Below are 13,092 nucleotides of genomic sequence, written 5' to 3'. Positions count from 1 at the left end.
ACTGGACCAAGCAGACCGGCAAGCTCTGGTTGACCCAAGGCATCTGTGATGAAATGCGACCCCAACCAATTTCGCGCCGCACCGCCATCACTTGCCGTGAAACCACGCCTGATCCGCCAACTGTTCCTGCCGCCGTTGATCATCGCCCTGATGATCGGCCTGGGTTATATCGGCTTCTGGGTCAGTGAGTACTATGGCATCCGCACCCTCAGCGACAACGGCGAACGCCAGTTGGAGCTGCACGCCCGCACCGTCGAAAGCGAGCTGAGCAAATACACCTACCTGCCCAGCCTTCTGGAGTTGGAGTCCAGCGTCTCCAAGCTGCTGGCCGACCCGAACCAGGAAACCCGCAAAACCGTCAACGATTACCTCGAAGGCCTGAACCGACGCAGTCGCAGTCGGGCCATCTACGTGATGGACACCACCGGCCGCGTATTGGCCACCAGTAACTGGCGCGATGCCGACAGCTACCAAGGTGAAGACCTGTCCTTCCGTGCCTATTTCCAGAATGCCGTTCGCGGCCAGCCCGGCCGTTTCTATGGCATTGGCAGCACGAACGGCGAACCCGGCTACTACCTGGCCCATGGCCTGGAAGAGCACGGCAAGATCATCGGCGTCGCGGTGGTCAAAGTGCGCCTCGAAGCCCTGGAGGAACGCTGGCAGCGCGCGCGCCTCGAAGCGTTTGTGAGCGACGAGAACGGCATCATCATCCTGTCCAGCGACCCGGCCCGCCGCCTCAAGGCCGTGCGACCGCTGAGTGATGACACCAAAGAACGCCTGGCCCACAGCCTGCAATATTACTGGGCGACACTGAACGAGCTGGAGCCCCTGGCCCGCGAGCGCCTTAACGAAGGCACCGAGAAGCTGACCTTCCCCGCCAACAGCGAAGTGGTCAACGACGAGCACGAAGTCAGCTACCTGGCCCAGACCCGTCCGCTGAGTGATACACCGTGGAATTTCACCCTGCTGACCCCGCTCAACGACCTGCGGCGGGCCGCGATCAACCAGGGCATTCTGGTGGCCGTCGCGTTTGGCCTGGTCGCGTTCTTGCTGATTGCCTGGAACGAGCGCCGCAAGGTTATCGCCACCCGCCTCGCCGCGCGGGAAGCCTTGCAGGAAGCCAACAGCCAGCTGGAACGTCGGATCGCCGAACGCACTGCTGACCTGCGCGCCAGCAACGAACGGCTCAAGGGCCAGATTCGCGAACGACGCCAGGCCGAGGAAACCCTGCGCCACGCCCAGGATGAACTGGTGCAGGCCGGTAAACTCGCGGCCATCGGCCAGATGTCGACCAGCATTGCCCATGAGTTGAACCAGCCCCTGGCGGCGCTGCGCACGCTGTCGGGCAACACCGTGCGGTTCCTCGAGCGTGGCGCTCTGGATACCGCCAGCGCCAACCTCAAGACCATCAACGAACTGATCGACCGCATGGGCCGCATCACCGCCAGCCTGCGCTCCTTTGCCCGGCGCGGTGATGACCAGGGCGAGGCCAACCTCGGCAAAGCGGTGGACGCCGCGTTCCAGGTGCTGGGCGCCCGCCTGGATGGCCTGCCGTTGACCCTGCACCGCGACTTCAGCAACGCCCAACTGCAGATCGACCAGACGCGCCTGGAACAAATCCTGGTCAACCTGATCGGTAATGCCCTCGATGCGATGCAAGCGCAGCCAACGCCCGAACTGTGGCTGGACGGCAACAGCGCCGACGGCAAGTACCGCTTGCATGTGCGCGACAATGGCCATGGCATCGACCCCGAAACACGTAAACACTTATTCGAACCGTTCTTCACCACCAAACCCGGCGAACAAGGCCTGGGGCTGGGCCTGACGCTTTCCGCCAGCCTCGCGGCGGCCACTGGCGGCACCCTTGCCGTGGAACACCCGGCCACTGGTGGTACGGCCTTTGTCCTGTGCCTGCCGCTGGCAGGCACCCAAAAAGCTGAGTCGACATGAATACAGACGCTACCGCCTCTAAAGACGACCTCACCGTTCTGATCGTCGAAGACGACCCCCATGTGCTGCTCGGCTGCCAGCAAGCCCTGGCGCTGGAGGACATTCCCAGTGTGGGCGTAGGCAGTGCCGAAGAAGCCCTCAAGCGCATCGGCGAAAACTTTGCCGGTATCGTCATCAGCGATATTCGCCTGCCGGGCATCGACGGCCTGGAGCTTTTGACCCGGCTCAAGGCCCTGGACAAAAGCCTGCCGGTGGTACTGATCACCGGCCACGGCGATATCTCGATGGCCGTCGGCGCCATGCGCAATGGCGCCTACGACTTCATGGAGAAACCCTTCTCGCCCGAGCGCCTGGTCGACGTGGCCCGCCGCGCCCTGGAACAACGCGGGCTGGCGCGCGAGGTGTGGTCGCTGCGCCGCCAACTGGCTGAGCGCGACTCCCTGGAAGGTCGCATCATCGGTCGCTCCCCGGCCATGCAGACCCTGCGCGAACTGATCGCCAACGTCGCCGACACCTCCGCCAACGTGCTGATCGAAGGCGAGACCGGCACCGGCAAAGAATTGGTCGCACGCTGCCTGCATGATTTCAGCCGGCGCCATTCCCACCAGTTCGTCGCCTTGAACTGCGGCGGCCTGCCGGAAAACCTGTTCGAAAGCGAGATTTTCGGCCACGAAGCCAATGCCTTTACCGGCGCCGGCAAACGGCGCATCGGCAAGATCGAGCACGCCCACGAAGGCACGTTGTTCCTCGATGAAGTGGAAAGCATGCCGATCAACCTGCAGATCAAATTGCTGCGGGTGTTGCAGGAACGCACCCTGGAACGCCTGGGTTCGAACCAAAGCGTGGCGGTGGATTGTCGGGTGATCGCCGCAACCAAGTCCGACCTCGACGAGCTGAGTCGGGCCAGTCAGTTCCGCAGTGACCTTTACTATCGCCTCAACGTAGTGACCCTGGAGCTGCCGCCGCTGCGCGAACGCCGGGAAGACATCCTGCAATTGTTCGAACACTTCCTGCAGCAGTCGTCGCTGCGCTTTGATCGCAGCGTGCCGGAGCTGGATAACCAGACCGTGTCGAGCCTGATGAGCCACGACTGGCCAGGCAACGTGCGTGAACTGCGCAACGTCGCCGAACGCTTCGCCTTGGGCTTGCCTGCCTTCAAGAAAAGCGGCAACGGCAACAGCAACCATGGCCTGGCCTTTACCGAGGCGGTCGAAGCCTTCGAACGCAACTTGCTCAACGACGCCTTGCAACGCAGCGGCGGCAACCTGACCCAGGCCAGCCAGGAACTGGGGATGGCCAAGACCACCCTGTTCGACAAGGTCAAGAAGTATGGCTTGAGCCACTAAGGAGCACGGTGTGGATCTGTTTTTGAAAGCCGCCCTGGGCGCGGCGGTGGTGTTGATCCTGGCAGCGCTGGCCAAGACCAAAAACTATTACATCGCGGGGCTGGTGCCGCTGTTTCCAACCTTTGCGTTGATTGCACATTACATCGTCGGCAAAGGTCGTTCGGTGGACGACTTGAAGACCACGATCCTGTTCGGGATGTGGTCGATCATTCCGTATTTTGTGTATTTGGCGACGTTGTATGTGATGGTCGACCGAATGCGCCTGGAGGCCTCACTCGCCGTGGCGGCGGTGGCGTGGTTGATGGCGGCGACGGTGTTGGTGACGGTGTGGGTACGCCTCCACACCTGACCCAACTGGTTAAACATGTGGGAGCCGGCTTGCCTGCGATGGCGGTATGTCTGCACCAGACCTGATGACTGATACACCGTAATCGCAGACAAGCCAGCTCCCACATTTAGAGCAATGATGTGTGCCTGGGAGATCAGCGCACAATCTTGTCGACATGAATCCCCAGCTTCTTCAACCGATACCAGAAGCTCCTCTCGGAAATCCCGATCTTTGAGGCCGCCGCTGCCTGCACGCCGTTGCTTTCATTCAACGCCGCCAGAATATAGGCCTTCTCCACCTCCGCCAGCGCCGCATCCAGATCCTGCGGCACACCCGGTCCGTCGCTGAGCATCGCCGTCACGCCACCCTCGGCAGGCTTGGAGGCAAACAGGTAAGCCGGCAGGTCGATGTCTTCGATCACCGGTTTGGCCGCCACGATGGTCGCCCGCTCCACACAGTTTTGCAGCTCGCGAATATTGCCCGGCCAGTTGTAAGCGGCCATGGCCTGCAACGCCTCTGGGCTGAAGCCAGTGATGCGTTTACCGGCGGTCGCGCTGAGGGTCTGGGCGAAGTGCCGGGCCAGAGGCACGATATCTTCGGCGCGTTCGCGCAGGGCCGGCAGTGGGATCGGGAACACGTTGAGGCGGTAATACAGGTCCTCACGAAACTCTTTATTGGCCACCGCATCCAGCAAATTTTTGTTAGTCGCGGCGATCACCCGCACGTCCACCTTGCGCTCGCGCGGGTCGCCCACCGGCTCGATCACCCGTTCCTGCAAGGCGCGCAGAATCTTGGCCTGCAACGCCAGGGGCATATCGCCCACTTCGTCCAAAAACAGCGTGCCCTTGTCGGCCTGCATAAAACGCCCGACCCGATCCGCCACGGCGCCGGTAAAGGCGCCCTTGCGATGGCCGAACATTTCGCTTTCGAGCAGGCCTTCCGGAATGGCCGCGCAGTTGACCGCCACGAACGGTTTGTCGGCTCGGCTGCCGTGTTTGTGGATGGCACGGGCAACCATTTCCTTGCCGGTGCCGCTTTCGCCGGTCAGCAGGATGGTTGCGTTGCTGTCACGTACCGAGTCGATGGCATGCAGCACCTGGCGAAACGCCGGGCTGTCGCCCACCAGGCTGTCGAACTGCGCATGATGGTCAAGCTCGGCGCGCAGGCGCGCGTTGTCGCGCATGATGTCGCGAAACTGCAGGGCCTTGGCCACGGTGATGTCCAGCTCGTCGATGTCGAACGGCTTGGCGATATAGTCATAGGCGCCATTGCGCATCGACTGCACCGCATTTTTCACCGTGCTGTAGGCGGTCATCACGATCACCGGCAAATCCGGGAAGCGCACCTTTATCTCCGCCAACAGCGCCGGCCCGTCCATACCCGGCATGCGCCAGTCGCTGATCACCAGGTCAATGTCTTCCTGGTCCAGCACTTTGAGTGCGTGCAGGCCATTACTCGCGGTGAATACCTGAATGCCATTCTGACTCAAGGCCGACGATAGCAAATCACACAGCTTGGGCTCATCGTCGACTACCAATACGTTATGCGTCATGACCTTCCTCATCATCGCCGTCGTCTTCACCATGCGCCGGAATGTACAGGCTGAAGGTGGCGCCGGCATCTTTCTCACTGGCACATTCAATGCTGCCGTCGTGACTTTCCATGATCGAATAGACTTTGGCCAGGCCCAAGCCTGTGCCTGACGCCTTGGTGGTGACAAATGGCGTGAAGATACGCTCAATCATATCCGCCGGGATGCCCTGGCCGGTGTCAGCAATACTGATCACCGTGTTGCCGTCGACGCTGCGAATGCCCAGGGTCAGGCGCCCGCCTTCGGGCATTGCATCGATGGCGTTGAGAATCAGGTTGAGGCACGCCTGCTTGAGCTGCTTGGCATCAGCATAGAGGGTTGCACCGGGCGCCTGATCATCGATTTTCGCATCGATGTTATGGGTGGCGAGTTCCGGGCTGCAGAAGCCAAGGATTTCTTCCACCACCGGACGCGCCGCCTGCAACACACGCAGGGGCGGGTTGGGTTTGGCGAAGTCGAGAAACTCGGTGATCAGGTCGTTGATGCGGCTGACTTCGCTGATCACGTATTCCAGGTGGCGCTTGTCTGTTTCCGGCAGGTCGGCGCGACGGTGCAGCAGCTGGGTGGCGGTCTTTATAATACCCAACGGGTTGCGAATCTCATGGGCCAGGCCCATCGCGACTTCGCCCAGAGCATGCAGCCGGTCGCGGCGGCGTAACTGGGCTTCGAGGTGGTGCAGCTCGCCCAGGCGCTCGGTCATGTGGTTGAAGGTGCTGCTCAACTGCGCCAGCTCATCGCCGCCGCTGACCAATACGCGATGCTCATAATGGCCCGAGATCACCGCATCCACGCCTTGGGACAAGTCCCGCAGAGGCTTGGTCAGGCGCCGTGACACCAACACGCCGGCGCCCAGGGACAACGCCGAACTCAGCAGGAATATCAGCACGAACAAGTTGCTCTGATTCACCAGCCCGACCAGGCTGGTATGACGCAGCAGGCCGCTGAAGATTACGCCTTGCAAGTCGCCGGCGTCGTTGAAGATCGGCCAATACAGACCGCTGTAATTATTGGTGAACTGCTCACTCGGCTGTTTGGTGCTGCGCATGGCCGTTTCGACATTCTTCGGGATGCGCGAAGGATGATTTTCGAAACGCTGGGTCGAGAATATCTCGGAAAACCCCGAGGGGTTGGCCAGGTACAGGCGCAGGTCGAGGGAATGCACATCGGCCACGCTGGTGAGGAAGCTGCTGTCCAGGTAAGTCGCCACCAACAGCACGTAGTCGACGCCCTCTTGGGTGGTTTCGAACGTCGATACCACCAGGCCCGTAGTCACGCCGGCCACCTGGATGGTTTGCAGCACCGCGTTGCTGGTCAGGTTGATCTGCTTGACGACATCGTCAGGGGCCGTGCTGAACACAATCTTGTGGTCACTGACGCGAATCAGCGAGACCACGTCTATATCGGTGGCCTCGGCGATATCGGCGGTGAGCCGGTCATGCTTGGCGGCTTGCCTGTTCGAGGGCGGAGCGGTGTAGCGCAGGAACAGTTTGGCCATGCGTGCGTTGTCATGAAGGATGTCGCCGATTTCATCCTTGACGATCTTGGTCGACTCTTGCAGCCAGATACGCACGTTGCTGTCGAAAATCTGCGACAGCGTGGTCGCCGCCAATTCGGCAGCGATCATGGTCGGAATGACGCTGACCAGCCAGAACGCCAGCACCAGCTTGCGCTGGACGCTCCAGCGCGAAATGGCAAAGGGGCGGGCTTTTTGGCGGGTCTTGGTGATCATCAGGTTTCGCTTATCGCAGCAGCCATGGCAGGGTCGGATCGATCCGGTCTTATATACATTTTTACGAGTTTGAGCAGGCCATTGACCAGCCGGTTACGGTGGCGGAAGAACATGCTGTTGCCCCGGAACTCGCAACCCAGGCGCAGCTTACTGGCGTACCCCTCCTGACCGCACTCGTAAACGGGAATACTGTGCTGGATACAATAGTCAACATTGGTCAGCCAACTTCTGAAATACAAGCTGTACTCACGGCTGAACTCACGGTCATGCCCGAAAAACTTGTCGACCAAACGGTGCTGGTCCAACAGGATCAGGTTGAACGCCACCAGTCGCTCGTCCACCCAATAAAGAGCACAGACCGCACGCCCTTCCAACCGTTCAAGGATGCCGGTGAAGTAACTCGCCGGCAGGCGCTCGAACTGCAAGTCCGCGCGACTGAGCGTGTCTTCGTACAAGCGCATCACCTCAGGTAACACATCATCAATGTTGTGCCGCCACTCTACCCGAGGGCCCGGCGCACGCAGCTTGCGGCGCAAGTCCTTGCGGGTCGCCTTGCACAGCGAGCCCAGGTAGGCGTCCACTGAGCCGTAAGGCACCGTCAACAACCCGCTGGGCAAACTCGGCATGCTCTGAAAACCTGCAAGGCGGCAACTGTCGGCCCAGTACGGGTCGTTGGTCGGCACGTCCTTGACCGCCACCAGGCCAATTCCGAACGCGTTGGCGTCCTGGCGCGCAGCCATCAGCAAGTGCTTGATTAGTAACGGGTGCTGCGCCTCGTCAACATGGCTGGCAATGCCCGCGTCACAACGCTCGGCCACCGGGGAGCCGATGGCATACAACTCCAGGCGTAAAACACCCGGCCACAGTCTCTCCAGGCGCTCGGTAAAGCGCTTGCCTGCACCCGACACCGTGGTGTCGAGGCGATAATAAGTGATGAACGCGGCGGCAACCGCCACCAGCGTTTCATCGTCGTAAACAGCCAGGTAACGCCACTTGAAATCATCGATAGCGGCGTTTTCCACAGCGACGTAAAAGTCCCAATCCTCCAGGGCTCCGGGAAAACAGTCGTTCCAGGCACTGCGCTGGATGGCCCGGATAGTCGAGAAGGCTTGGGCGGTGATCACGTCTTGTCCTTAAGCTTATGCACGCTGTCGGTAGTCTTCGGACACCTGGGTAGTAGCGGCGTGTTGCTCGACAAACTCGGCGCTCAACTCGATCACTCGGCGGTATTGCAGGTCGACGGTAATCATGTGGTAGCAGTTGTCCAGCAGGATCTTGGTGACGGGCCCGCCTAGGTGGCGCTCCACGTAATCGGCGTTCCAGCGGCTGGTGATATCGTCCTCGATGGAGTGCAACACCAGTGCCGGCACCTTGACCTCAGGCATGCGTTTCTTCACCACAGCATTCATCCGGTGCAACTCGCGCACCGTGATGCCTTCCATGGTCAGCAAACCGGCCTCGCTGCTTTCCCCTTCCTTCATCTGGCGCTCGACAATTGCCCGCAGGCGCTCGTTTTTGATGCCATAAGGTGGCTTCTCTTCGAAGCGGCAGATGTGCACGCCGAATGGAATCTTCATCAGCAACGGCGTCAGGAACGCCAGCTTGTTAATACTCCAGCCGTCGTACTTCAAGGTCGTGGAATACATCAACAGCCCGGCCACTTGCCCCGGGTGCTCGGCAGCCACGTACATCGACATCACCGCGCCCATGGACAAGCCACCGACAAACACCTGCTCGTGGCGCTGCTTGACCTGTGCAAAGGTCTTGCGCACGCCTTCGTACCAGTCCAGCCAGCCGGTGGCCTGCAGGTCACTGTTATCGCCGCAGTGCCCGGCCAGGGTGGGCACGTACACCGTACAGTTACCCGCCTTGGCCAACCCTTTGGCGACTTGACGCAATTCCGTCGGGGTGCCGGTCAGGCCGTGGATCAACAGGATCCCGACCGGACCTTCACCGAGAACGAAGCCGGCATCACCTTCACCGAGATCGATCCCGGAGACATTCACCGTTTGGTCGCCCGAACCAGCAGTTGCTCAAGCAGCTTCAGGCCCAGGTCGATTTCCGGGTAGCTGATTTCCAGGGACGGTGCCAGGGTAATCACGTTTTTGTAGTAGCCGCCCACGTCGAGGATCAAGCCGAGTTTCTGGCCATCCACAACCATGTCGCCCTTCATGCCTTCTTCGACCATGTAGTCCAGGGTCGCCTTGTCCGGCGTGAAACCATCCGGGCCGCAGATTTCGCAGCGCAGGGCCAGGCCCAGCCCATCGACGTCGCCGATGATCGGGAAACGTTTCTGCAGGTCTTGCAGGCCTTCCAGGAAGTATTTGCCCTTGGCCATGACCATCGCGCCGTAATCGACTTCGCTGGTCATCTTGAACATTTCCAGGCCTACCGCCGTACCCAGTGGGTTGGAGGCGAAGGTGGAGTGGGTCGAACCTGGTGGGAAGATCTTCGGGTTGATCAACTCTTCACGCGCCCAAATGCCGCCCAGCGGGTTCAGGCCGTTGGTCAGCGCCTTACCGAAGACGATCACGTCCGGCTGCACGTCGAAGTGCTCGATCGACCACAGCTTGCCGGTACGGTAGAAGCCCATCTGGATTTCGTCGGACACCATCAGGATGCCGTGCTGATCCAGCACGTGCTTGAGTTCGCGGTAGAAGTTCATCGGCGGAATCACGTAGCCGCCGGTGCCCTGGATCGGCTCGACGTAGAAGGCTGCGTATTCGCACTGGTTGGTTTTCGGGTCCCAGACGCCGTTGTATTCAGTCTCGAACAGACGGGCGAACTGCTGCACGCAATGGCTGCCGTATTCTTCTTTCGTCATGCCTTTCGGGCCACGGAAGTGGTACGGGAACGGGATGAAGTTGGCACGTTCGCCAAAGTGGCCGTAACGGCGACGGTAGCGGAAGCTGGAGGTAATCGACGAGGCACCGAGGGTACGGCCGTGGTAACCGCCTTCAAAGGCGAACATCAGGCTCTTGCCGTTGGACGCGTTACGCACCACTTTCAACGAGTCTTCGATGGATTGCGAACCACCGACGTTGAAGTGCACACGACCGTCGAGGCCGAATTTCTTCTTGGCATCGACCGCGATCATTTCCGACAGCTCGATCTTGCCTTTGTGCAGGTACTGGCTGGCGATTTGCGGCAGGGTGTCGATCTGCTGCTTCAACGCGTTGTTCAGGCGTGGGTTGGCGTAGCCGAAGTTAACGGCCGAGTACCACATTTGCAGGTCGAGGTAAGCCTGGTCTTCGGTGTCCCACACGTAGGAGCCTTCGCAACGGCTGAAAATACGCGGTGGCTCGATGTAGTGAACAGTGTCGCCGTAGGAGCAGTACTTGGCTTCTTTATCCAGAAGAATCTGGTCTTCGGCGGTGGCGATACGGATATCAGACATGGTGGAAGAGTTCCTGATTGTCAGCAGCAGTAAAGGTGGTGGCGTTGGCCGCGATGCCCTGAGGCAGCTTGGCCAGCAATGCGGGCAGTTCGGCGAAGGTGTCGAAGCGCGCATGGGGAATGTTGTTGGCTTCGCAATATTTGGCGAGGCTGCCTTTGGCGAAGACGAAGTCGGCGGTAGAGGCCACGCACATGTCGGACTTGCCATCGCCAATCACCAGCACGCGCTTGTTGCGCGGGGTGGATTTGCACTTGCAGTTGCCGGACGCAGCACGGCAGGCGTCGCTGGAGTACGGGAAGTCGATGCGCCAGCTGTTCTGGTCGACCTGGCGCAGACGGTTGGCGAGGATCGGCAGCAAGGTCACGTAGTTACGCGACAGAATGCGCGCGATGCCTTGTTCGATGCCGTCGCTGACCACTTCGATGGTCGCGCCCAGGCCCATGACGTGATCGACGAAATCCGGGAAGTCCGGGTCGATCTCGACGCTGTCGAAATACGCTAACAGTTCAGCCGGTGTGGCCTTGATCAACGCCAGTTGGCGGCTCAGGCATTCGCGGGAACCGATGTGCCCATCCAGCCATTCCTGTTCGATGGTTTCCCACTCAGGGCCGGCGAAGCGCTGGAGGACGTTGTCGATGACGTCGGTAGGGGTGATGGTCCCGTCGAAGTCGCACACGATATGCCACTGGATCATTGCCTGTCCTTGAAGTTGGAGGGCTTGAAGAGAGCGCTCTATGCGCTTGCAACAGGGCTATAGCAGGGACTGTGCCAACTGATTAAAGCCCAGCAGGGCTGGGGTTTTGGTTGAGGTCTATGGTTATATGTGTCGAGCAAGCTACAATTTTTGTAGCTTGCTACAAACAAGATGAGTGCTTGCGCCAGGGATGCCCTTCGCGCGTGAATGCGCGCAAGTTCAGATAAGGAAACGCTCCATGTACAAGGTTACTTCTGCTGTATTCGCCGGTTTGCTCGGGCTGTGGAGTGTGTCCAGCACGGTATTGGCGGACGGCATTACCGGTGAAGTCGGTGCAGGCATCAGTTATCAACCCCACGACCCCACCGGCAGCCGCTACGAAACCCAGGCGATTCCCTATTTCGACCTGGACTGGGGCAGTGTCAGCCTCGGCACCGACGACGGCTTGACCTGGAGCGCGCTCAATACCAACGGCATCACCGCCGGCCCCTACATCAATTACTTGCCTGGCCGTACGGCCAACGGCTCACTGCGCGGCTTGCGCGATGTGTCGGATATGGCTGAAGTCGGTGGCTTCATCCAATACGCCCCGGCCGAGTTCTGGCGCGTGTACGCGCAAGTGGGCCAGGCCGTAGGCGGCGGGCGTGATCAAAGTGGTGTGTTGGGCAAGGTCGGTGGCGAGCTGGGTTACCCGCTGGGTGGCGGCATCATCGGCAGCACGGGCCTGATGGCGCACTTTGCCGATGCCCGCCAGACCCAGACCTTTTTCGGCGTAAGTGACAAGGAGTCCGCGGCCTCAGGCATTCGTGCCTATAACGCCAGCGCCGGTTTCCAGAACCTGACGCTGACCCAGAGCTTCGAATTCCCCCTGGCCGCCCATTGGTCGCTGTTGACCAGCGCCAGCTGGACGCACCTGGTCGGCTCGGCCGCCAACAGCACCATCGTCAAGGAAACCGGCAACGTGAACCAGGGCCAGGTGCAGACCGCGATCAGCTACAAGTTTGACTGACGGGCAACAGGCTGCTCCCCAAGAGCCACATCACAATCAAGGCAGCCCGATCTCAGACGCCAAACTCAGTTTAAATGTGGGAGCCGGGCTTGCCCGCGATGGTGGTGTATCAGCAGCGGATAAGCTGACTGACACACCGCCATCGCAGGCAAGCCAGCTCCCACACTTATCTGTGTCTGACCAGAACTCTGCGCCCGCCACCGTTCAAATGTGGGAGCCGGGCTTGCCCGCGATAGTGGTGTACCCGCAGCGGATAAGCTGACTGACCCACCGCCATCGCAGGCAAGCCAGCTCCCACACTTATCTATGTCTGACCAGAACTCTGCGCCCGCCGCAGTTCAAATGTGGGAGCCGGGCTTGCCCGCGATAACGGTGTATCAGCAGCAGATAAGCTGACTGACTCACCGCCATCGCAGGCAAGCCAGCTCCCACACTTATCTGTACCTGACCAGAATTCTGCGCCCGCCGCAGTTCAAATGTGGGAGCTGGGCTTGCCCGCGATAACGGTGTATCAGCAGCGGATAAGCTGACTGACTCACCGCCATCGCAGGCAAGCCAGCTCCCACACTGATCTGTGTCTGACCAGAATTCTGCGCCCGCCACCGTTCAAATGTGGGAGCCGGGCTTGCCCGCGATAGTGGTGTACCCGCGGCAGATAAGCTGACTGACCCACTGCCATCGCAGGCAAGCGAGCTCCCACACTGATCTGTGTCTGACCAGAATTCTGCGTCTGCCACCGTTCAAATGTGGGAGCCGGGCTTGCCCGCGATAGTGGTGTATCAGCAGCAGATAAGCTGACTGGCCCACCGCCATCGCAGGCAAGCCAGCTCCCACACTGATCTGTGTCTGACCAGAACTCTGCGCCCGCCACCGTTCAAATGTGGGAGCCGGGCTCGCCCGCGATAGTGGTGTACCCGCAGCAGATAAGCTGACTGACCCACCGCCATCGCAGGCAAGCCAGCTCCCACACATATCTGTGTCTGACCAGAATTCTGCGCCCGCCACCGTTCAAATGTGGGAGCCGGGCTTGCCCGCAATAGTGGTGTAC

Annotated in this window: 10 protein-coding genes; 4 read left to right on the top strand and 6 right to left on the bottom strand. The window is 60.4% G+C overall.

The features are described from left to right. The first annotated feature begins 48 nt into the window (after positions 1-48). Genes ACI77D_RS27950 through ACI77D_RS27940 form a run of 3 tightly spaced genes read left to right on the top strand, consistent with a single transcriptional unit; the run spans position 49 to position 3,645 of the window. The gene (locus tag ACI77D_RS27950; protein WP_407017940.1) at positions 49-1,950 is read left to right on the top strand and encodes an ATP-binding protein; all 1,902 of its coding nucleotides are present in this window, start codon (positions 49-51) and stop codon (positions 1,948-1,950) included. Next, a complete protein-coding gene (locus ACI77D_RS27945) occupies positions 1,947-3,296 on the top strand; it encodes a sigma-54 dependent transcriptional regulator (RefSeq protein WP_064450920.1) in 1,350 nt (449 codons plus the stop codon). Before ACI77D_RS27950 ends, ACI77D_RS27945 begins: the two co-directional genes overlap by 4 nt. Positions 3,297-3,306: 10 nt before the next feature. Beyond that, entirely contained in the window at positions 3,307-3,645 is a 339-nt protein-coding gene (locus tag ACI77D_RS27940) for a GlpM family protein (RefSeq protein ID WP_221294044.1), read from the top strand. 133 nt (positions 3,646-3,778) lie between these two features. On the opposite strand, the gene ACI77D_RS27935 is transcribed toward ACI77D_RS27940, so the two are convergent. The 6 genes from ACI77D_RS27935 to ACI77D_RS27910 are packed head-to-tail and all read right to left on the bottom strand — an operon-like array spanning position 3,779 to position 11,035. After that, positions 3,779-5,176 carry a sigma-54 dependent transcriptional regulator gene (locus ACI77D_RS27935; RefSeq protein ID WP_064450918.1) on the bottom strand — a complete coding sequence of 466 codons (1,398 nt, stop codon included), beginning with the start codon at positions 5,174-5,176 and terminating at the stop codon, positions 3,779-3,781. Further along, entirely contained in the window at positions 5,166-6,944 is a 1,779-nt protein-coding gene (locus ACI77D_RS27930; RefSeq protein ID WP_064450917.1) for a HAMP domain-containing sensor histidine kinase, read from the bottom strand. Before ACI77D_RS27930 ends, ACI77D_RS27935 begins: the two co-directional genes overlap by 11 nt. Next, positions 6,944-8,068, bottom strand: a complete 1,125-nt coding sequence (locus ACI77D_RS27925; RefSeq protein ID WP_262667127.1) for a GNAT family N-acetyltransferase — start codon at positions 8,066-8,068, stop codon at positions 6,944-6,946. The genes ACI77D_RS27930 and ACI77D_RS27925 overlap by 1 nt, the downstream gene beginning before the upstream one ends. A gap of 15 nt (positions 8,069-8,083) precedes the next feature. After that, a complete protein-coding gene (locus ACI77D_RS27920; protein ID WP_064450915.1) occupies positions 8,084-8,950 on the bottom strand; it encodes a carboxylesterase in 867 nt (288 codons plus the stop codon). Further along, positions 8,947-10,341 carry an aspartate aminotransferase family protein gene (locus ACI77D_RS27915; protein ID WP_083359925.1) on the bottom strand — a complete coding sequence of 465 codons (1,395 nt, stop codon included), beginning with the start codon at positions 10,339-10,341 and terminating at the stop codon, positions 8,947-8,949. Before ACI77D_RS27915 ends, ACI77D_RS27920 begins: the two co-directional genes overlap by 4 nt. Then, entirely contained in the window at positions 10,334-11,035 is a 702-nt protein-coding gene (locus ACI77D_RS27910) for an MtnX-like HAD-IB family phosphatase (RefSeq protein ID WP_064450913.1), read from the bottom strand. Before ACI77D_RS27910 ends, ACI77D_RS27915 begins: the two co-directional genes overlap by 8 nt. A gap of 238 nt (positions 11,036-11,273) precedes the next feature. Between ACI77D_RS27910 and ACI77D_RS27905 the strand changes: the two genes are divergently transcribed. After that, positions 11,274-12,044: a MipA/OmpV family protein gene (locus tag ACI77D_RS27905; protein ID WP_064450912.1), complete on the top strand. Its 771-nt coding sequence runs from the start codon at positions 11,274-11,276 to the stop codon at positions 12,042-12,044. Positions 12,045-13,092: the final 1,048 nt, after the last annotated feature.

The organism is Pseudomonas sp. O39, assembly GCF_045447295.1.
Classification (GTDB): Bacteria; Pseudomonadota; Gammaproteobacteria; order Pseudomonadales; family Pseudomonadaceae; genus Aquipseudomonas; species Aquipseudomonas antarctica_A.
This window is presented reverse-complemented; position numbering and strand designations above follow the sequence as displayed.